The 18,705-nt window shown below is 67.0% G+C and carries 20 protein-coding genes and 1 pseudogene; 15 read left to right on the forward strand and 6 right to left on the reverse strand.

Annotated elements, in window-relative coordinates:
• Positions 1 to 150 precede the first annotated feature (150 nt).
• The 6 genes from H609_RS14415 to H609_RS0112390 all read left to right on the forward strand — a co-directional run bounded on the left by H609_RS14415 (position 151) and on the right by H609_RS0112390 (position 4,574).
• A complete protein-coding gene (locus H609_RS14415) occupies positions 151 to 402 on the forward strand; it encodes an energy transducer TonB (protein WP_051076889.1) in 252 nt (83 codons plus the stop codon).
• 42 nt (positions 403 to 444) lie between these two features.
• A complete protein-coding gene (locus H609_RS0112370; protein WP_018865784.1) occupies positions 445 to 1,194 on the forward strand; it encodes a MotA/TolQ/ExbB proton channel family protein in 750 nt (249 codons plus the stop codon).
• A gap of 3 nt (positions 1,195 to 1,197) precedes the next feature.
• Positions 1,198 to 1,614 carry a biopolymer transporter ExbD gene (locus tag H609_RS0112375; protein WP_018865783.1) on the forward strand — a complete coding sequence of 139 codons (417 nt, stop codon included), beginning with the start codon at positions 1,198 to 1,200 and terminating at the stop codon, positions 1,612 to 1,614.
• Complete coding sequence (hemP, locus tag H609_RS14055) at positions 1,611 to 1,784, forward strand: hemin uptake protein HemP (RefSeq protein ID WP_018865782.1); 174 nt, start codon at positions 1,611 to 1,613, stop codon at positions 1,782 to 1,784. The genes H609_RS0112375 and hemP overlap by 4 nt, the downstream gene beginning before the upstream one ends.
• Before the next feature lie 233 nt (positions 1,785 to 2,017).
• Entirely contained in the window at positions 2,018 to 4,156 is a 2,139-nt protein-coding gene (locus H609_RS0112385; RefSeq protein ID WP_019584099.1) for a TonB-dependent receptor domain-containing protein, read from the forward strand.
• A 229-nt stretch (positions 4,157 to 4,385) separates the two neighbouring features.
• Positions 4,386 to 4,574 carry a hypothetical protein gene (locus H609_RS0112390; protein ID WP_018876089.1) on the forward strand — a complete coding sequence of 63 codons (189 nt, stop codon included), beginning with the start codon at positions 4,386 to 4,388 and terminating at the stop codon, positions 4,572 to 4,574.
• A gap of 96 nt (positions 4,575 to 4,670) precedes the next feature.
• On the opposite strand, the gene H609_RS0112395 is transcribed toward H609_RS0112390, so the two are convergent.
• Positions 4,671 to 4,925: a hypothetical protein gene (locus tag H609_RS0112395; RefSeq protein ID WP_028485064.1), complete on the reverse strand. Its 255-nt coding sequence runs from the start codon at positions 4,923 to 4,925 to the stop codon at positions 4,671 to 4,673.
• Between the two features lie 206 nt (positions 4,926 to 5,131).
• On the opposite strand from H609_RS0112395, the gene H609_RS0112400 reads away from it, so the two are divergent.
• On the forward strand, positions 5,132 to 5,809 hold the full coding sequence (locus H609_RS0112400) for a tetratricopeptide repeat protein (RefSeq protein WP_019584100.1): 678 nt from the start codon (positions 5,132 to 5,134) through the stop codon (positions 5,807 to 5,809).
• Between the two features lie 249 nt (positions 5,810 to 6,058).
• Here the strand turns inward: H609_RS0112400 and H609_RS0112405 are convergent, their stop codons facing one another.
• From H609_RS0112405 to H609_RS0112415, 3 genes are all read right to left on the reverse strand, one after another.
• Positions 6,059 to 6,496 (reverse strand): hypothetical protein, encoded by a 438-nt coding sequence (locus H609_RS0112405; RefSeq protein ID WP_018865777.1) that lies wholly within the window; start codon positions 6,494 to 6,496, stop codon positions 6,059 to 6,061.
• A gap of 53 nt (positions 6,497 to 6,549) precedes the next feature.
• The gene (locus H609_RS0112410; protein WP_018865776.1) at positions 6,550 to 6,765 is read right to left on the reverse strand and encodes a hypothetical protein; all 216 of its coding nucleotides are present in this window, start codon (positions 6,763 to 6,765) and stop codon (positions 6,550 to 6,552) included.
• Positions 6,766 to 6,855: 90 nt separating this feature from the next.
• On the reverse strand, positions 6,856 to 7,986 hold the full coding sequence (locus H609_RS0112415) for a hypothetical protein (protein WP_028485065.1): 1,131 nt from the start codon (positions 7,984 to 7,986) through the stop codon (positions 6,856 to 6,858).
• A 156-nt stretch (positions 7,987 to 8,142) separates the two neighbouring features.
• Between H609_RS0112415 and H609_RS14060 the strand changes: the two are divergent.
• From H609_RS14060 to H609_RS0112430, 4 genes and pseudogenes are all read left to right on the forward strand, one after another.
• Positions 8,143 to 8,385 (forward strand): annotated as a pseudogene (locus H609_RS14060) (DnaJ domain-containing protein); the annotation flags it as partial.
• A gap of 120 nt (positions 8,386 to 8,505) precedes the next feature.
• Entirely contained in the window at positions 8,506 to 9,207 is a 702-nt protein-coding gene (locus tag H609_RS0112420; protein ID WP_028485066.1) for a hypothetical protein, read from the forward strand.
• Positions 9,200 to 9,712, forward strand: a complete 513-nt coding sequence (locus H609_RS0112425) for a YcgN family cysteine cluster protein (RefSeq protein WP_018865773.1) — start codon at positions 9,200 to 9,202, stop codon at positions 9,710 to 9,712. The genes H609_RS0112420 and H609_RS0112425 overlap by 8 nt, the downstream gene beginning before the upstream one ends.
• An 8-nt stretch (positions 9,713 to 9,720) precedes the next feature.
• A complete protein-coding gene (locus H609_RS0112430) occupies positions 9,721 to 10,203 on the forward strand; it encodes a gamma-glutamylcyclotransferase (protein ID WP_028485067.1) in 483 nt (160 codons plus the stop codon).
• A gap of 98 nt (positions 10,204 to 10,301) precedes the next feature.
• Here the strand turns inward: H609_RS0112430 and recN are convergent, their stop codons facing one another.
• Positions 10,302 to 11,963 (reverse strand): DNA repair protein RecN, encoded by a 1,662-nt coding sequence (recN, locus tag H609_RS0112435; RefSeq protein ID WP_028485068.1) that lies wholly within the window; start codon positions 11,961 to 11,963, stop codon positions 10,302 to 10,304.
• A 7-nt stretch (positions 11,964 to 11,970) separates the two neighbouring features.
• The gene (locus H609_RS0112440) at positions 11,971 to 12,849 is read right to left on the reverse strand and encodes an NAD(+) kinase (RefSeq protein WP_028485069.1); all 879 of its coding nucleotides are present in this window, start codon (positions 12,847 to 12,849) and stop codon (positions 11,971 to 11,973) included.
• Between the two features lie 400 nt (positions 12,850 to 13,249).
• Between H609_RS0112440 and hrcA the strand changes: the two genes are divergently transcribed.
• From hrcA to dnaJ, 4 genes are all read left to right on the forward strand, one after another.
• A complete protein-coding gene (hrcA, locus tag H609_RS0112445) occupies positions 13,250 to 14,308 on the forward strand; it encodes a heat-inducible transcriptional repressor HrcA (RefSeq protein WP_018876094.1) in 1,059 nt (352 codons plus the stop codon).
• Between the two features lie 121 nt (positions 14,309 to 14,429).
• A complete protein-coding gene (grpE, locus tag H609_RS0112450; protein ID WP_018865768.1) occupies positions 14,430 to 15,014 on the forward strand; it encodes a nucleotide exchange factor GrpE in 585 nt (194 codons plus the stop codon).
• Positions 15,015 to 15,151: 137 nt separating this feature from the next.
• Positions 15,152 to 17,083 (forward strand): molecular chaperone DnaK, encoded by a 1,932-nt coding sequence (dnaK, locus tag H609_RS0112455; protein ID WP_028485070.1) that lies wholly within the window; start codon positions 15,152 to 15,154, stop codon positions 17,081 to 17,083.
• 121 nt (positions 17,084 to 17,204) lie between these two features.
• Positions 17,205 to 18,353, forward strand: coding sequence for a molecular chaperone DnaJ (dnaJ, locus tag H609_RS0112460; protein WP_028485071.1), 1,149 nt, complete (start codon positions 17,205 to 17,207; stop codon positions 18,351 to 18,353).
• The last annotated feature ends 352 nt before the right edge of the window (positions 18,354 to 18,705 follow it).

Raw genomic sequence — 18,705 nt, forward strand, 5'->3', positions numbered from 1 at the left:
CCGGAACCAGAGCCGGAACCAGAGCCGGAACCAGAGCCGGCCGGATTCACCCCGGAGCGGGACGAGGAGGCGGAGACGGGCGCGACCGCCAGTGGGCCGGCGGGGCAGGAGGACGAGCCCTTCGAGGAGCCGGGTTTCGGGGCGGATTACCTGAGCAATCCGCCGCCCGACTATCCGCGGATCTCGCTGCGTCGTGGCGAGGAGGGGACCGTGCTCCTGCGGGTCCGGGTTTCCGCGCAGGGGCAGCCGCTGGACTGGTCGGTGGAGGAGAGCAGTGGCCACCGGCGTCTGGACGAGGCCGCTCAGGCAGCGATCGAGCACTGGGAATTCGAGCCGGCGCGCCGTGGCGGCCGCGCGGTGGAGGGCGTGGTCCTGGTGCCAATGGAATTTTCGATTCGATAAACGCGTGAGCCCCGCCGCAGGGGCGCCGTCGAGGATGACTGCATGAACGAGTTCGATGTTTTCTACGTGTTTCGCCATGGCGACCCGGTGCTGATCGCGGTCTTCCTGGTCCTGCTGGTGATGTCGGTGGCGACCTGGGCGATTGCCGCGAGCAAGCTGTTCACGCTGTTCGGTGTGCGCCGCGACAACCGCGCGACGCTGGAGGCCTTTGATGCGAGCCAGACGGCGCCGGCCTTTCACGATGCGATCCGTGATCAGCGCGGTCCGCTGGCGGCGATCGGCCAGGAGGCGTTCGCGGCGTTCGACGACTATCGCGGTGTGCGGGATGGCTCGGACAAGGCCGAGCAGCGTCTGGACGACCACGTGGTGCGCCGAATCCGCCAGGCGATGGACCGCCAGCTGTTGCGCATGCAGGCCGGCAACATCGTGTTCGCCTCGGTCGGGGCGCTGGCACCGTTCGTCGGGCTTCTGGGTACGGTCTGGGGGATCCACGGCGCGCTGATCGACATCTCGCAGGAGTCGTCGGTATCCATGGACCTGGTCGCCGGGCCGCTCGGTGAGGCCCTGGTGGCGACGGCCGCCGGTCTGGCCGCGGCCATTCCGGCGGTCGCATTCTTCAATATCTTCAATCGTTCCCAGCGTCTGCTGCACCAGGATTTCGAGGCCTTCGCGCATGATGTGCATGCCCTGCTGATGCACTCTGACCTGATGCCGGGCAATGCACGCCAGGCCCGCGACCGCCGTACCGATCCGCATGCGCTGCCGGACGACGGCCTGCATCAGGGGGTATGAGCGATGGCCTTCGGACGCATGGGTGATTCCAACGAGCCGATGTCGGACATGAACGTGATCCCGCTGGTGGATGTGATGCTGGTGCTGCTGGTGATCTTCATCATCACCGCGCCGGTGATCACACACTCGGTGGATCTGGATCTTCCCCAGGCCACCAGCGAGCCAGTGGACGAACTGCCCGAAAGCGTCACCCTGGCGCTGGACGGGGGTGGCGATCTCTACTGGAACAACGAGCCGATTGCGCTGGAGCAGCTCCCGACGCGCCTGCGCGATGTGCTCGAGACACAACCGGACGTCGCGATCTACCTGCGCGCGGACCGCGACACCCGCTACGAGCGGCTGGCCCGGGTGATGGCCGAGGTGCGCCAGTCCGGGGTGGGCCGCATGGCCTTCGTCTCCGAACCGGAGGGGGAACGATGAATTCCGGCTCTTCTGAATCGGTCAAGCCCGCCGCCCGCGAGCAGACGGGCCCGCGCGAGATCGCCAGCGAACAGTTGCTGGGACCCGCGCGGCAGATCCGCATCTGCCACCGTGGCGAGTGGTACACCTTGCGCCGCACCGCGAACGACAAGCTGATCCTGACCAAGTAGAACCACACGAAACACCCGTCACGGTCCGTACCGTGACACCTGCCAGCCAGGGGAGCCCCTCCCTCAGCCAGCCTCCAATCCGTCACCGATCCGCGGCGTCTCGACGTCCGGGCGGTATTGATACTGGCTATTCAAGGGAGACCACCATGGCTCGAAACCACCAGCCGACCCACCGAACCGAACCGCGAGCAACGCGTTCGCCCATCCACGGCGCCTGGAAACGGCGGGCGATCGTGCTCGCGATCGCCGGGGTCGCGGGTATTCCCGCGCTCCATGCCCAGGAAGCCGACCCAGGGACAGTCCCCGAACCCGAGGCCCGGCTTGCACCGGTCCAGATTCTCGGGGATGTGACCGCGACGCAGCGGCTGCCCGGTTCAGCGGCCGTTGTCGGGCGTGACCAACTGGAAACCGAAGGGACCACCGATATCCATCAGGCGCTCAAGACGGTGCCCGGTGTCTATGTGCGGGAGGAGGATGGCGCGGGCCTGCGGCCGAATATCGGTATCCGGGCGGCGCCGCCGGGGCGCAGCAGCAAGGTGACGCTGATGGAGGACAACGTATTGATCGCCCCGGCCCCGTATTCCAACCCGGCGGCCTACTATTTCCCGACCGCCAAGCGGATCCACGAGATCGAGGTACTGAAGGGAGCGCCATTGCTGCGCCATGGCCCCCAGACGACCGGGGGGGTGATCAACCTGGTGTCCACGCCACTCCCCCGCGAACGTGAAGGGTCCATCGAGGCGGTGGTGAACGATCGCGGCGGCACCGATGTGCATGCCATGTTTGGCGACCGTTCCGGCGACTGGAGCTACATGATCGAGACGGTCCAGCGGGACGGGGCCGGTTTCAAGGACATCGATCGCAGCAACCGGGATACCGGGTACGACATCCAGGACTATGTCGGAAAACTGCGCTGGGAGGGTGAGCGCCAGAGCATCGAGACCAAGATCCAGTATTCGGAGGAGACCTCGAACGAGACCTACCTCGGTCTGACCGACGAGGATTTCGCGCGGGACCCCAACCGGCGATACGGCCTTTCCGAGATCGACCAGATGAATAACGATCACCTCGGGCTGAGCCTGACGCACGACATCGACTGGTCGGATCGCGTACGCATGACCACCACCCTGTACCGCAACGAGTTCGCGCGTAACTGGTTCAAACTTGGTGGCGGCAGTGCGTTTATCGACGACGCCAACCAGGGGGATGCCACCGCGCAGCGGATCCTCCGGGGCGAGGAGGATGTTGCGGACCTGACGTATCGCAACAACAACCGCGAGTATGTCTCCGAGGGTGTCCAGACCGAGTTGAGCATGGACTTCGGGGACCACTGGCTGCGCGCGGGTGCCCGCTATCATCAGGACGAGATGGATCGGTTCCAGCCGGATGATATCTATGACCAGGTGAACGGCTCGCTGGTCTACCAGGATACGATCCAGCCGACGGGCAGCAACAACCGGTTCGAGGATGCCAAGGCCTGGAGTTTCTGGGTGGCCGACGAGTGGTACGTGAACGATCGGCTGACCGCCAACCTCCTGCTGCGCTACGAGGACGTCGAGACCTCGCGTACTCAATACGGCGACGCGCAGCGCACGGTTGTGGACTCCCGGCGTTCCAATTCGAGCAGCATCTGGTTGCCCGGGGCCTCGCTTACCTATGACGTGACGGATCGCTGGCAGGTCCTTGCCGGCGTACACCGGGGATTTGCCCCCCTGGGCGGCGGTGCGACCGAGGAACAGGATCCGGAAACCAGCACCAACTGGGAACTGGGTGCCCGTTATCAGGGTGATAACGCCTTCGTCGAGGCCATCGGCTTCTACAGCGATTTCTCCGACTTCGTGCAGAACTGCTCGATCGCCACGCCCTGCTCGGACGGATCCACCTCCGGGACGTTCACTACCGGAGAGGCGGTGATTTCCGGTCTGGAATTGCGTACGTCCACGAGCATGGATCTCGGCCGTTTCCGGGCGCCGCTGGAGGCTAGCTATACCTACACCAGCGCCGAATACAGCGCGGACAACGCGGTTTCCGGTGTGCAGAAGGGAGACCGCCTGCAGGCGATCCCGCGTCACCAGTTCAGTCTGCGCGCGGGGCTCGAGCATGGCAGTGGCTGGAACAACTACGCCATCCTGAAGTACATCGACGAGACCTGCAGCAGTGACGGCTGTAATCGTGCGTCGGGCGGCTTCAATCGCACCGAGTCGCTGACCACGCTGGACCTGGTAAGCCGATATCCGCTGGGCAAGGATACCGACTTGTTCGTGCGCGCCACCAATGTGCTGGACGAGCAGAGCATCATCTCGCGGTATCCGGACGGGGCCCGGCCCAATGAGCCGCGCACCTTCTCGGTGGGCCTGAAGCACCGCTTCTGAGACCCCCGAACGGGGTTTGCATGTGCCTCCGATTGGCCGCGGCGTTGTCCGCGGCCTTTTTTATGGATCGGTTTCCGCGGGTGTGCATCACAGTTTGCAGGCGCAGGGGCCGAACGAATCGAACCAACGGCGCTCAACCGGGCCTTAGAGCCGAGTGTCCCGACGGCGGGTGATCCGCCCGTGCGTAGGGAATGATCCGGAACGGACTGCAACGGTAAAGGAGAACACCATGTGGAAATCACGACTGACGATTCTGATGCTTGCCCTGATGATGGCGCTGGGCAGCGCGACCCTCGCGGGCTGTGACAATCAGGGCCCGGCGGAAGAGGCCGGCGAGAACATCGACGACGCCATGGACGATGCTGGCGACGCGATGGAGGATGCCGGGGACGAGATGGAGGATACCTTCAGCAACTGATCCCGGCTGACCCGAAACAAAAAGCCCCGGCACGCCGCGCGTGCCGGGGCTTTTTTGGTTGATTCGGAGGGGGCGCCCCGGCGGGGCGCCCGAGGGTCAGAAGTTGTTGTCACCCTCCGGTTCCATGCCGCCATCGGACGGGGGCTGCTGCATCTCGCCGTCCTGCGGCGGCTCCTGCATGCTCCCTTCGGGTGGCGGGGCGCTCTGCATGCCGCCTTCACCCCCCTCGGGCTGTTCCTGCATCTGTTGTTCCTCGAACTCGTCCATGCCCATGTCGCCGTCGGAGCAGCCCATCAGAAGTACAAAGGGTGCGATGGCCGCGGCGGCCAGGATCTTGGTGGAATGCTTCATGGAAACTCCTGTCCATTGAGGTGGATGTAAACGCGCAACTGCGTTCACATCTCTTGACCCTTGAGCCCCCTCCGGTGTTTCGGGAAATTCATCACAGCTTTGTGTTTCGACCAGGGCGTGGTTTCTGTCACGCATCCTCGTGCGGTTTGTCGACGGCCCTTCTCGGGGTCGCTAGAGTGAGACAAAGGCAATCCCGGACGGCAGTGATGGCGCAATCCTCTTCGCAAGAATCTCTCTTGGAGCAGGCTCGCAATGCCTGGGCCCGCGGCGAACACGCCGCCGCGATGACCCTCTGGCGGCAGGGGGCCGAGGCCGGGGACCCGCAGTGCGCCTTCAACCTGGGGGTCCTGCTGGATGAGGGGCAGCACCTGCCGCGGGATCCCCTCGAGGCCGCGCAGTGGTATCAGCGTTCGGCCGAGGCCGGGTTCCCGGATGCCGCCTTCAACCTGGCCGTCCTGTTCGAGCAGGGGGACGGCCTGGAGGCGAACCCCAACGAGGCGGCCCGCTGGTTCCATATTGCCGCGGAGCGCGGGAATGCCCAGGCGATGTTCAACCTGGGGCTCAAGTTCGACGAGGGCCGGGGCCTGCCGCAGGATGCGGAACAGGCGGCCCAGTGGTATCTGCTGGCGGCCGAGGCCGGCGAGGGGCGCGGTGCAGCCAATCTCGCGCGGCTGTTCGCGATGGGCGAGGGCGTGGAACGCTCCGATGTGTCGGCGTTCAAGTGGTATGCGATCGCGGCGGAGATGGGGATTGCGAGCGCGGCGCGTTACCGCGAGCGCGTGGCGCGCGAGCTGAGCCCCGACGAGCGCCTGCACGCGGGCGAACGCGCCCAGGAGTGGCTGCAGAACCAGGCACAGGCCAAAGCAGCGCCGCGCCTGCAGTAGCCGGCACGGCCGCCTGTCAGGGATGCAACCTGAAGGAAGCGCCGGGAGCTCGCGAGCCGATCGCCACGGCGCTGCGCGCCTCGCGATTACGGCTGATCGGTGCTGTTGGTGTTCGGGATGACGAGAGCGTGGGGGTGGCGTGTCACGCAGGGACTGAGGGCACTGCGTCATGACCCCAACGCGCTTCTTCCGATCTTCCGGGCCTTCCTGTGAAGCGCTGTGGACCTTCTTCGTGCGCTCCGCGGAGGGCTAGACCACCACGTTCAGTTCGCGGCGTGGCTCCTCGGCCGGCCCGGCCAGACTGACCGCGAGTTCTACGCGGCGGCGCAGGGCCTCGACACCGACGCCGCCCAGCACGCCACCGTCCGGCGCCGCGGCCCCTTCGGCGTCATTGCCACTACTGCGGAAGGCCTCGATCTGGGCCGCGACCCGGGCCCGCGAGGCCATCTCCTGTTCCGAGCGCGGGGGGAAGGCCAGGCCCTGGTCCTGTTCGGCATCGCCGCGGCGGTTCTCGTCCTGTTCCGCGCGATCCTCGATCGGGCGGCGGGCCTCGCCGGCCTCGGGGTCGTTCAGCGGGCGATCGAAATCGGCCGGGGTGGAGAGCTGCCCCAGGCCCAGCCGGTCGCTGCCGGTCGGGCGTGTGCCGACCGGTACCGCAGCAGACGGGTTGGTGACCGGGACTTCCATCGCGTAACTCGGCGAGCCTCCTGGTAGGTCGTGTTCTCAGGCGTTGCCCGGATTCAGGCGCGTACGTCCAGCAACGAGCCAATCATCCGGTCCTCGGCCTGCAGGGTCTTCACCGAGGCCTCGACCTGATTCTGGCTGGCGATCATGCCCACCTGGGCACCCATACTCTCGCGACTGCCCGCGTTCTCGGTGGCCACCGTGTGGGCCTGCTGGCGCATGCTGGTCATGCCCTTCTGGATGCCCGCGAGGGAGTGGCTGGCGTCGATCATGTGCGTGAACCTGTCCGGCAAACCTGTAACTCGTTGACCCGATTATAGATCAATTAGTTGCATTTCACCGCCCGGCGGCTCCGCGCCGGGTCAGGCGGGGGCGAGCAGGGCCTGCAGGCGGGCGTGCACCGCGGCGCGTGCGCCGGACTGGCGGGACTGCCATTCAGCGAGGCGTGCGCGCCGTGCCGCCGGGTCGATCCCTTCCGCCAGGCGCGCAAGCACCTCCTCGGCCACCGCCTCGGGGTCCTCGCCGCGGGCGACCAGGCCGGTGTGTTCGGCGGCCATGCGCAGGCGGGTGGCGGCATCCGGGTGGCGTTCGTGCTCCGCCGGGCCGCAGATCACCGCGCTGCCACAGGCCAGTGGCAGACCCAGGTCCGGAGGGGTCTCGCTGGCGGCCAGGGTGCCACCCGGCAGGGTTATGTCGGCGCAGGTGTAGGCGGCGTGCAGGGTCTCCGGGTCCTCGATGTAGTAGACGCGGTTCTTGCGCGGCACGAAGGAGGTCATGAAGCGGTTGTGGCGGATGATCGGCAGCGAGTACTTGATCGCGTCGCGATAGACCGGCTCGTGGCGCGCCGGGTCGGCGGGTGCCAGCAGCAGGATGGCCGCGCTCTTGCGAAGTACTGCGAACAATACGGCGAAGGCGAAGGCCTCCTCGCCGGGGCCGGTATTGGGCGCCAGCAGGATCGGATGACCCTTCTCGTGGTACTCGCGAAAACGTTCGCAGAATCCGGCGTCGCCTTCCGGTGGGGCTGGCAGTTCCACCGCGCCGGCGATCGGATCGCCGATCACCTCGGCGCCGTCCCGGGCGCCCTCGCGCACGGCGAACACGGCATCCCACTGTGTGCGGGTTGCGCCATCGCCCGCGGCGTTGACCCAGATGCGGGGCGCCGTGAGCGTATCGAGGGCCGGCCCCAAGTCATGATCCCCGGCCTGTAGCGGGCCGATGACCACGACGGCCCGCGGTTGCAGACGGCCCAGGCGGGTCGTGGCCAGCTCGGGATGCATGGCCAGCGCCGGCACGCCCTCGATCAGGCCCTCGGCCTCGCGGTCCTGGCGGCAGTCGGTTACGCCCAGCGCGATGGGGCCGCCGCCCGCGGCGAGTTCCTGCAGCCAGTCGGCGGCGGTCACGAGGGTGGCCCGCGGGGCCAGGATCAGGATGCGTCCGATGCTTTCGCCGGGGACGGAGCGGGCGGTGATCCAGGCAGACAAACGTGCGAACATGGCGGGCTGGTATCCGGTGGTCGGGCAAGCGTCGCATTATACGAGGCGCCGCACAGTGCCCGCCACGCTGATGTTTATGACCGTTGATTCACATGCCCGTTAATCTCAGCGCCCTCAGTTAGCTGAATGCGTAGCTGCGCTCAGAAGGAACAAGACATGGGGAAGAGCAACTACTACCAAGTGTTGGGTGTCCACTCTGACGCATTAACGCACGAGATAAAGGCGGCGTTTAGATCTATCGCGATGAAGTATCACCCGGACCGGAACCCTGGTAGTGAAACTGCTGAATCCAAGTTCAAAGAAGCTCAAGCGGCTTACGAGACACTCGTGGATGCAGAGAAGCGCGCAGCGTACGATTACATGCTTTCAGGGGAGACTGATGTGGATCGGCCTTCAGGCAGGCAAGTCTCAAATATAGATCGCTCGGAGAAAGGTTTATCCACCGAAAATCGGGAGAATGCGAAAGACGATTCCTTCGGGCAGATGGCTGATTCGAAGAGTGATGATCCTGGGCGCGGAATGCGCATACGCTGGATCATCGGGCTGGTGGCGATGGGGGTCATCCTGGCGCTGGCCATGTGGGTCTACTCCAACCCGGGTGGCATGCGCAGTCAGCAGTTCTCCGACCTTCCGTGGCAGATCGAGGTAGGGGATCGCCAGCGCACGCGGGTGCTGGGCATCGTGCTGGGCGAGACCACCATGGCCGACCTGATGGGCCGCCTGCCGGTGCCGGACATCCGCCTGTTCGTGGATGCCGACGGTTCGCGTTCGGTGGAGGCCTACTACGTGAACGCGCGCATCCCCCCGTTCGAGGCCAACCTGATCCTGCGCCCGGATCTGGATGAGGCGGCGCTGGACCGGATCGAGGCCGAGACGACGTCCGAGCGGCCCATGCCCAGCGGGGCCCGGCGCTACGGACTGAGCGACGACGCCCTGACATCGCTGGGCAACGTCCCGATCGTCGAGATGAGCTACATACCGCGCGCCCACTGGACCGAGGACCTGATTACCCAGCGTTTTGGCGAGCCGCGCGAGCGCCTGCGCATGGACTCCGATCACAGCTACTGGCTCTACCCCGAGGACGGGCTGGCCATTCTGGTCCCGCGCCGCGGGCGTGTGCTGATGCACTACGTGACCCAGGAGCGCTGGGGACAGACCGTGGAACGCCTGCGCGACGAAGGGCGCCGCCGCCTGGGCGAGGACTACGGGGATCATGAGTGAATCGGCCGCGCCGGATGCCCGCCCGTTCTGGGAGCGCCCGCTCGAGACCCTGAGCCACGAAGAGTGGGAGGCCCTGTGCGACGGCTGCGGGCGCTGCTGCCTGCACAAGCTGGAAGACGAGGACTCGGGCGAGCTGGCCTTTACCTGGCTGGCCTGCGACCTGCTCGACTGCGAGACCGGTTTCTGCTCGGACTACGCCAACCGCCGGGACTTCGTGCCGGACTGCATCCAGCTGACCCGAAAGGACCTGCCCCACTATCACTGGTTGCCGCCCACCTGTGCCTATCGCCTGCGTTTCGAGGGCCACCCGCTGCCGACCTGGCACCCTCTGCTGACGGGCGATCCGGAGACGGTCAAGCGCGCCCGCGTCTCGGTGGCCGGCCGGGTCATCCGCGAGTGTGATGCCCCCGACCTCCCCCTGATCGACTACGTGGTCGACTGGCCCGGCCAGGTGCCGGAGTCCGCGCGCCTGTGGCGCCCGGTAGTGCGTTTCCCGCAGGAGTAGCCATCGGTATGGCGGGATTCGTCGACCTGTTCGTGTACGGGACGCTGAAGCGGGGCTTCGCCAACCACCGGGCGTTCTGCTCCAGCGCCCTCCGGATTCGCACCGCGACCATTGTCGGGTCGCTATATGACTTACCCGTGGGCTACCCCGCCGTGCAGATTGCCGCCGACAGCATTCTGCTGAAAGCCGGGCAGGACCCGGCCCGTGACGCGGGGCGTCAGCGCCGCTTCCGGGGGCTCGCGCCATCAGCCCCGGATGCGGCGCAGGAGCTTGTGCACGGCGAGTGGATTCGCCTGCCCGATCCGCCGCGGGCCCTGCCGCGCGTCGACGCCCTGGAGGGTGTGCACCCGGACGGCCGCGGGGAGTATCGCCGGGCCCTGGTGCCCGCCTGGACCGAGGATGGTCCCACGGCCCTCTGGGTCTACTGGATGCCGCGTCTGCCACCCGGTGCGCGCCATCTGGCGGACGGCATCTGGCCGGCGCGGTCCTGAACCGCATGGTTCAGCGGTGGTGATCCTGTAGCGCCCGCTCCACGATCCGCTGCGCTCATCGCATCCTGCGTGTTGTCCTTTGTGGCCTTCGTGCTGGACTAACCGGCGGAGGACAGGAGTTCGCGGGCGTGGGTGCGGGTGGTTTCGGTGAGCTGGGTGCCGCCGATCAGGCGGGCCAGGGCCTCGACGCGGCGCTCGTCGTCCAGCGGCTGGATGGCAGTGCGGGTGCCGTCCTTGCCGTGCGATTTCTGCACCTCCAGCTGCTGGTGGGCCTGGGCGGCGACCTGGGCCAGATGGGTCACGCACAGGACCTGATGGCGCTCGCCCAGGGTGCGCAGCTTGCGCCCGACGACCTCGGCGACCGCGCCGCTGATGCCGCTGTCGACCTCGTCGAAGATCAGCGTGGGTACGGTCTGCTGCTGGCTGGCCAGCACCTGTAGCGCGAGCCCGATACGCGAGAGCTCGCCGCCGGAGGCAACCTTCGCCATCGGCTGCGGGGCGGAGCCGGGGTTCGCGGCGACGCGGAACTCGATGTGATCCACGCCGTGCGCCTGCGGTTTGTCGGCGGGCTCGATCGCGATCTCGAAGTGGCCGCCGGCCATGCCCAGCTCCTGCATGGTGTCGGTGACCGCCTGGCCGATGCGTTTGGCGGTCTGCTGGCGGGCCTTGCTCAGCGCCTTGGCAGCCGAGTCGAAGGCGGTACGGGTCTCCTGTTCGCGCGCCTCCAGGGCCTCGAGGGTCTGGTCGCCGTTCTCCAGGGCGTCCCGCTCGGTCTGCAGTTCGTCGTGCAGGCCCGGGAGGGCCTCGGGATCGACCCGGTGCTTGCGCGCCAGGCGCAGGTACTCGCCGACGCGCTGGTCCAGCTCGGCCAGGCGTTCCGGGTCCAGTTCGATGGCGTCGGCCAGCCGACGCAGGGTGTCGCCGGCCTCAGTGATCTGGATGCGCGCGGACTCCAGCAGCTCCAGCGTCGGGTTCACCCGTTCGTCGTGCTGCGCGGCGTCCTGCAGCGCGTGCAGCACATGGCCGATCTGGGCATCGACGCCGGCGTCGTCCTCGATCTGCTGGCTGGCGGTCTGCAGCGCGCTCAGCACCTCGGTGCCGTGGGCGAGCTGGTTCTGCTCGGCCAGCAGTTGCGGGTATTCGTCCTGGACCGGGGCCAGTTCGGCCAGCTCGGTGGTCTGGAAACGCAGCAGGTCGAGGCGGTCGGAGGTGTCGGCCTGGCTCTCGCGGGCCTGCTCCAGCGCGCGGGCGGCCTCGCGCCAGGCCGTGTGGGCCTCGCGCACGTGGGAGACCCGGTCGCCTTCGAGGAAGCCGTCCAGCCAGAGGCGCTGGGTGTCGCGCTGCAATAGCTGCTGATGGGCGTGCTGGCCGTGGATGTCCACCAGCCACTCGCCCAATGTGCGCAGCTGGCCGACCGCGACCGGGCGGCCGTTGATCCAGGCGCGGCTCTTGCCCTGGCGGGTCAGGACCCGGCGCAGCAGCACCGCGTCGTCGTCGGGGTCCGCAAGATCCTGCTCGGCCAGCCATGTGCCGGCCGGGCCCTGCCCGGGCAGGGCAAACTCCGCGGACAGGTCGGCCTGCTCGGCCCCCTCCCGCACCATGCCGGCGTCGGCGCGGTCGCCCAGCAGTTGGCCGATTACGTCGATCAGGATGGACTTGCCGGCCCCGGTCTCGCCGGTCAGGGCGCTCAGGCCCGTGTCCAGCTCCAGTTCCAGCTGGTCGATGATCGCGAAGTCGCGGATGCTGATCAGTCGCAGCATGGCGGGATCAGGGCTGCTCGCCCCAGCGCAGCTTGGTTCGCAGCACGCGCAGGAAGTGGTGTTCGCGGGGATGGATCAGGGTCAGGGCCTGTTCGCGACGGTGGATGCGCAGCAGGTCGCCCGGGGCGAAGTCCACGTTCTCCTGTCCGTCCAGCGCGACCTGGGCCGGGGAACGGCTGCCACTGGAAAGGCGGATCTCCACCGTGGAGCGGCCGCTGACCACCAGCGGGCGGTGGTTCAGGCTGTGCGGGCAGACCGGGACCATGACCATCGCGTCCAGCTGCGGGGTCAGGATCGGCCCGCCGGCGGACAGGGCGTAGGCGGTAGAACCCGTGGGCGTGGCTACCACCAGGCCATCGGCGCGCAGCCGGCCGACGTCCATGCCGTCGATCGCGGTGTCGAACTCGATGATGCGCACCACGCTCAGTACATGGACCACGACGTCGTTCAGCGCGATCCCGTGGTGGATGGTGACCCCGTCGCGGATCAGCTCGGCCTCCAGCATCGCCCGCGGCTCCCGCTCGAAGGCCCCGTCCAGGACCTCGCCCAGTTCCTCCGGGGCGGTGTCCGGGGAGACATCCACGAGAAATCCCAGGCGACCCAGGTTGATCCCCAGCAGCGGCGTGTCGGCATCGGCGACCTTGCGGGCGGTGGCCAGCAGGGTTCCGTCGCCGCCGATGACGATCAGCAGATCGACCGCTCTGGCCAGCTCCTCCAGCGGCAGGAGCCCGACCCGCTCCGGACGCTCGAAGCCGTCGATCTCCTGTTCCATGAAGACCTGGCGGCCGCGCTCCTGGAGCAGACCGACCAGCGTGGCGACCAGCGGGGCGGTGCGCGAATCGCTGGTCTTGCCGACCAGCCCGACCTTGTTGAAGTCTGGCATCATGCCGGCATTATCCGGAAAAGGGACCGCGACTGCACCCGGGGTTTCCAGGGAAACACTGATGAATGTATGCGTTCGCGTTGGTGCCTCATGTTTTCCGAGATCAGGCGCGGTGCGCAGCCGGTAGTGGTTCTACCGGCCCGTTGTTGACTGATTCGGGCCGCAACGCAGGATCGGGGAACATGAGGCGCCAACCCTGAAGGGGCTCGGCCGCTTTTGAGCGCGCACGGCGTTGCGGCTCCCTTGTGCAGAATGACTGCACGGCGGTCGCCGCGCCTTGTTCGCACGCAAAAGCGACTCGAGCGCGAACGCATACATTCATCAGTGTTTCCCTTGACCCGATTCCGGCACCATCCAAGACTGGTACCTTCTGGCACTCGACCGAGTGGAGCGCTGACGACCCATGGAAAACGCTTTCATCAATCTGGACGCCAGGGCCCGAACCCTGTTGCGGACCCTGATCGAGAGCTACATCCGGGACGGCCAGCCCGTCGGCTCGCGTACCTTGGCCCGCACCTCCGGGCTCAGCGTGAGCGCGGCCACTGTACGCAACGTGATGGCGGATCTCGAGGACATGGGCCTGATCCATTCGCCGCATACCTCGGCCGGGCGCATCCCGACGCCGGCCGGCTACCGGCTGTTCGTGGACAGCCTGCTGGAGGTGCGCAACCCCTCCCCGGAGGAGGTGCGCGCGATCCAGTCCGGCTTCGACCCGAATGCCAGTACCCAGGATCTGATGGATACCACCAGCAACCTGCTGTCGCGGGTGACGCGCATGGCCGGGATGGTGCGCCTGCCGCGGCATCGCAACGTCGCGCTGAGCCAGATCGAGTTTCTGCGCCTGGGCGAGGGACGCATCCTCGCGATCCTGGTCATCGACGGCAAGGAGGTGCAGAACCGCGTGCTGGAGCTGGAGCGCGACTTCGGCCAGGACGAGCTGCAGCGCATGGCCAACTACCTGAACGCCCATCTGGCGGGCAAGAGCCTGCACGCCGTGCGAGCCGAGCTGCTGCGCGAGATGCGCGACGTGCGCGACGACCTGGACGCGATGATGCTGGCGGCGATCGATCTGGGCGAGAAGGCGGTCGGTGACGAGGACCCGGACGACGTGGTCGTGGCCGGCCAGACTCACCTGCTCGGCTACGAGGAGCTGGCGGACATGGAGCGCCTGCGGCAGCTGCTCGAGGCCTTCAACGAAAAGCAGGAGATCCTCGGGATTCTCGACCAGTGCATTCGCAGCGACCGCGTGCAGATCTTCATCGGCCGCGAGTCCGGGCTGGACTGGTTCGAGAACTGCTCGGTGGTGACTGCGCCCTATAGTGTGGATGGCGAGGTGGTCGGCGTGTTGGGGGTCATCGGACCCACGCGCATGTCCTACGACCGGGTAATCCCGATCGTGGACGTGACCGCGCGTCTGCTCGGCTCGGCTTTGGGCGATCAGCCGCCGGGCGACCCGAAGTAGCGGGCCGCCCTTGAAACCCGGACGGATGCCCCCACAGTCCCAGTAGTCAACCCGAATACCCCCGCCTGCCGGCTGGCGACCCGGCGGGCGGTTTCACTTTTCATTGATTCGCGAGGCCAGCATGTCGGAACAGCGGGAACCCCAGGAACAACCGGAAGAGCTCGAGACCGGGAACGAGGCGGCCCCCGAGGCCGATGGCGACCATCCCGGCGAGGGCGATACCGAGGCACGGCTGCAGGAGCTCGAGGCCCTGGCCGAGGAACGGCGTGACCAGGCCCTGCGCGCGCAGGCGGAACTGGAGAACCAGCGCCGGCGCTTCGAGCGCGAGCTGGAGAACGCGCACAAATACGCGATGGAAAAGTTCGCCTCCGAGATGCTGGAGGTCGGCGACTCGCTGGAGATGGGGCTGAAGGCGGCCCGCGAGACCCAGGATGTCGAGCGCATCATCGAGGGGGCCGAGCTGACCCTGAAGAACCTGACCAAGGTCTTCGACAAGTTCGGCATCCAGGCCGAGGACCCGACCGGCCAGCGCTTCGACCCGGAGCGCCATCAGGCGATGTCCATGCAGGAAGACCCGGAGCACCCGCCGAACACGGTGGTGGCGACCATGCAGAAGGGCTACATGCTGCAGGACCGCGTACTGCGCCCGGCCATGGTGGTGGTCTCCAAGGCACCGACCTCGCCGAACATCGACGAAAGCGCCTGACCCGGCTACCCGGGCGGATCAGGGGGCGGCTCGGATATCGCCCCTTGAAAACCCGGCCCGGGGCCCCAGATTCCCGTACAAGTTGGCAGAGAACGACGCTCTGCAGCGCCACTTTTTCGCATCAGGAGATTTCAATCATGGGCAAGATCATCGGTATCGACCTCGGGACCACCAACTCCTGTGTCGCCGTGATGGAAGGCGACCAGGCCAAGGTCATCGAGAACGCGGAAGGCACCCGCACCACCCCGTCCATCGTCGCGTTCAGTGACGACGGCGAGGTGCTGGTCGGCCAGTCCGCCAAGCGCCAGGCGGTCACGAATCCGCAGAACACTGTGTTTGCGGCCAAGCGACTGATCGGCCGCAAGTTTGACGAAGGCGAGGTCCAGAAGGACATCAAGCTCGTCTCCTACAGCATCGTGAAGGCCGACAACGGCGACGCCTGGGTCGAGGTGCAGGGCAAGAAGATGGCCCCGCCGGAGATCTCCGCGCGCGTGCTGCAGAAGATGAAGAAGACCGCCGAGGACTACCTCGGCGAAGAAGTCACCGAGGCGGTGATCACCGTCCCGGCCTACTTCAACGACTCCCAGCGTCAGGCGACCAAGGACGCCGGCAAGATCGCCGGGCTCGAGGTCAAGCGCATCATCAACGAGCCGACCGCGGCCGCGCTGGCCTACGGCATGGACAAGAAGCGCGGGGATCGCAAGATCGCCGTGTATGACCTCGGTGGCGGTACCTTCGATATCTCCATCATCGAGATCGCCGAGGTGGACGGCGAGCACCAGTTCGAGGTGCTGGCGACCAACGGCGACACCTTCCTGGGTGGCGAGGACTTCGACAATCGCCTGATCGACTACCTGGTCGACGAGTTCAAGAAGGACCAGGGCATCGACATCAAGGGCGATCCGCTGGCGATGCAGCGCGTGAAGGAGGCCGCCGAGAAGGCCAAGATCGAGCTGTCCTCCAGCCAGCAGACCGAGGTCAACCTGCCGTACATCACGGCCGACAACACCGGGCCGAAGCACCTGGCGCTGAAGATCACCCGCGCCAAGCTGGAGAGCCTGGTCGAGGACCTGGTCAAGCGCTCCATCGAGCCGTGCAAGGTTGCGCTGAAGGACGCCGGCCTGTCCGCCTCCGAGGTGGACGACGTGATTCTCGTCGGCGGCCAGACCCGCATGCCTAAGGTGCAGGAAGCGGTGCAGGAGTTCTTCGGCAAGGAGCCGCGCAAGGACGTGAACCCGGACGAGGCCGTTGCGGTCGGCGCCGCCGTGCAGGCCGGCGTGCTGGGCGGCGACGTCAAGGACGTGCTGCTGCTGGACGTGACCCCGCTGTCGCTCGGCATCGAGACGATGGGCGGCGTGATGACCAAGCTGATCGAGAAGAACACCACCATCCCGACCCGGGCCAACCAGGTGTTCTCCACCGCCGAGGACAACCAGACCGCGGTGACCGTGCACGTGCTGCAGGGCGAGCGCGACATGGCCAGCGCCAACAAGTCGCTGGGTCGCTTCGACCTGCAGGACATCCCGGCCGCGCCGCGCGGTGTGCCGCAGATCGAGGTCACCTTCGACATCGACTCCAACGGCATCCTGAACGTCTCGGCCAAGGACAAGGCGACCGGCAAGGAGAACAAGATCGTGATCAAGGCCTCCTCCGGCCTGTCCGACGAGGAAGTCGAACAGATGGTCAAGGACGCCGAGGCGCATGCCGAGGAAGACAAGAAGTTCCAGCAGCTGGTCCAGGCGCGCAACCAGGCCGATGCCCTGGTGCACTCCGCCGAGAAGTCGCTGAAGGATCTGGGCGACCAGGTCTCCGACGACGAGCGCTCCGCGATCGAGTCGGCCGTGGCCGAGGTCAAGACCGCGATGGAAGGCGAGGACGCCGACGCCATCGAACAGGCCACGCAGAAGCTGGCCGAGGCCTCCGGCAAGCTGGCCGAGAAGGCCTATGCCCAGGGCGCGGACGCCGCGGGCGAGGCCGGTGCCGAGCAGGCCGACAGCGGCCAGCAGGGCGACGATGTCGTGGACGCCGAGTTCGAGGAAGTCGACGACGACCAGAAGAAGCAGGGCTGATGCCCGTCCGGCGGCGCCTTGGCGCCGCCGGACTTCGACCACACGCCACGCCCGGGGTACACGGTACCTCCGGGCGTTTGCGTGAAGGCACTCCGCGTTCGCGCGAACGATCTACCTGGAAATGACCATGTCACAACGCGACTATTACGAGGTGCTGGGCGTCGCCAAGGACGCCTCGGCCGCCGATATCAAGAAGGCCTTTCGCCGCCTGGCAATGAAGTACCACCCCGACCGCAACCCGGGGGACGAGGAGGCCGAGGCCAAGTTCAAGGAGGCGCGCGCCGCCTACGACGTCCTCAGCGACGATCAGAAGCGGGCGGCCTACGATCGCTATGGCCATGCCGGTGTGGACGGTTCGGCCGGCGGCTTCGGCGGCGGGGCCGGGGCCTCCAGCTTCAGCGACATCTTCGAGGATATCTTTGGCGATATCTTCGGGGGTGGTGGAGGCGGCCGCGGTCAGCGCGCCTATCGGGGTTCCGACCTGCAGTACAACCTGGACCTGACGCTCGAGGAAGCCGTGTTCGGCACCGAGGTCAAGATCCGTATCCCGACCACCGTCTCCTGCGAGGCCTGCGACGGCTCCGGCGCCGAACCGGGGACCTCGCCGGAGACCTGCCCGACCTGCAACGGGGTCGGGCAGGTACGCATCCAGCAGGGCTTCTTCTCGGTGCAGCAGACCTGCCCGCGCTGCGAGGGCTCCGGCAAGATCGTCTCCAGCCCCTGCAAGTCCTGCCACGGCAAGGGTCGGGTGCAGGAGCAGAACACGCTGGACGTGAAGATCCCGGCCGGTGTGGACTCGGGCGATCGCATCCGTCTGGCCGGCCAGGGCGAGGCCGGCATGAATGGCGGTCCGCCGGGTGATCTCTACGTGCAGGTGCGGGTGAAGCCGCACAAGCTGTTCCGGCGCGAGGGCTCGGACCTGCACTGCGAGGTGCCGGTGTCGTTCGCGACCGCCGCCCTTGGCGGCGAGCTGGAGGTCCCGTCGCTGGACGGCCGGGTCAAGCTGAAGGTCCCCGCGGAGACGCAGACCGGCAAGCAGTTCCGGGTCAGCGGCAAGGGCGTGAAGTCGGTGCACGGCGGTGCCGTCGGCGACCTGATCTGCCGCGTGGTGGTGGAGACGCCGATCAACCTGACCAAGGAGCAGAAGCAGCTCCTGCGCCAGTTCGAGGAATCCACTCAGGCCGGTGGGACCAAGCACAGTCCGCAGGCGCAGTCCTGGGTGGACGGGGTGAAGGGCTTCTTCGAGGACCTGAACTTCTGGTCGAAATAGCCCCTTCCCGAAACGCGTTCGCTGTTCCGCACAGGCCCCGGTGTAAACCGGGGCCTGTTGCGTTAGAACGACGGCCAGCCCCGACCGCTCACTCACGGGCTCCCTCTTGCCGCGTGGTGATTCCCGCACCTGTGCTCGTGGCAACGCGGCCTTCTGAGCGTTGGGGGTGCATCAGGGACAGGCGGTTCCGGTGTGTCAGGTCAAGGGCGGTTGGCTGACCACGAAGCGCACGAAGACACGAAGGAAAGACTGAGGGCGGGGTCACCACGCAGGCCACAGGGTTCACGGAGAAAGGCAGGGATTGTGGGTGAGTGCTCGTGGTCAGTGTAGTGTCGGATACGGGAACGTTGAC

Source organism: Thioalkalivibrio sp. ALE17 (genome assembly GCF_000425605.1).
Lineage (GTDB): Bacteria > Pseudomonadota > Gammaproteobacteria > Ectothiorhodospirales > Ectothiorhodospiraceae > Thioalkalivibrio.

Excerpts from the sequence above, each read along its gene's own strand:
- H609_RS0112370 (WP_018865784.1), top strand. The coding sequence starts at position 445 with ATGAACGAGTTCGATGTTTTCTACGTGTTTCGCCATGGCGACCCGGTG.
- H609_RS0112375 (WP_018865783.1), top strand. The coding sequence starts at position 1,198 with ATGGCCTTCGGACGCATGGGTGATTCCAACGAGCCGATGTCGGACATG.
- hemP (WP_018865782.1), top strand. The coding sequence starts at position 1,611 with ATGAATTCCGGCTCTTCTGAATCGGTCAAGCCCGCCGCCCGCGAGCAG.
- H609_RS0112390 (WP_018876089.1), top strand. The coding sequence starts at position 4,386 with ATGTGGAAATCACGACTGACGATTCTGATGCTTGCCCTGATGATGGCG.
- H609_RS0112395 (WP_028485064.1), bottom strand. The coding sequence starts at position 4,925 with ATGAAGCATTCCACCAAGATCCTGGCCGCCGCGGCCATCGCACCCTTT.
- H609_RS0112400 (WP_019584100.1), top strand. The coding sequence starts at position 5,132 with ATGGCGCAATCCTCTTCGCAAGAATCTCTCTTGGAGCAGGCTCGCAAT.
- H609_RS0112405 (WP_018865777.1), bottom strand. The coding sequence starts at position 6,496 with ATGGAAGTCCCGGTCACCAACCCGTCTGCTGCGGTACCGGTCGGCACA.
- H609_RS0112410 (WP_018865776.1), bottom strand. The coding sequence starts at position 6,765 with ATGATCGACGCCAGCCACTCCCTCGCGGGCATCCAGAAGGGCATGACC.
- H609_RS0112415 (WP_028485065.1), bottom strand. The coding sequence starts at position 7,986 with ATGTTCGCACGTTTGTCTGCCTGGATCACCGCCCGCTCCGTCCCCGGC.
- H609_RS0112420 (WP_028485066.1), top strand. The coding sequence starts at position 8,506 with ATGCGCATACGCTGGATCATCGGGCTGGTGGCGATGGGGGTCATCCTG.
- H609_RS0112425 (WP_018865773.1), top strand. The coding sequence starts at position 9,200 with ATGAGTGAATCGGCCGCGCCGGATGCCCGCCCGTTCTGGGAGCGCCCG.
- H609_RS0112430 (WP_028485067.1), top strand. The coding sequence starts at position 9,721 with ATGGCGGGATTCGTCGACCTGTTCGTGTACGGGACGCTGAAGCGGGGC.
- recN (WP_028485068.1), bottom strand. The coding sequence starts at position 11,963 with ATGCTGCGACTGATCAGCATCCGCGACTTCGCGATCATCGACCAGCTG.
- H609_RS0112440 (WP_028485069.1), bottom strand. The coding sequence starts at position 12,849 with ATGATGCCAGACTTCAACAAGGTCGGGCTGGTCGGCAAGACCAGCGAT.
- hrcA (WP_018876094.1), top strand. The coding sequence starts at position 13,250 with ATGGAAAACGCTTTCATCAATCTGGACGCCAGGGCCCGAACCCTGTTG.
- grpE (WP_018865768.1), top strand. The coding sequence starts at position 14,430 with ATGTCGGAACAGCGGGAACCCCAGGAACAACCGGAAGAGCTCGAGACC.
- dnaK (WP_028485070.1), top strand. The coding sequence starts at position 15,152 with ATGGGCAAGATCATCGGTATCGACCTCGGGACCACCAACTCCTGTGTC.
- dnaJ (WP_028485071.1), top strand. The coding sequence starts at position 17,205 with ATGACCATGTCACAACGCGACTATTACGAGGTGCTGGGCGTCGCCAAG.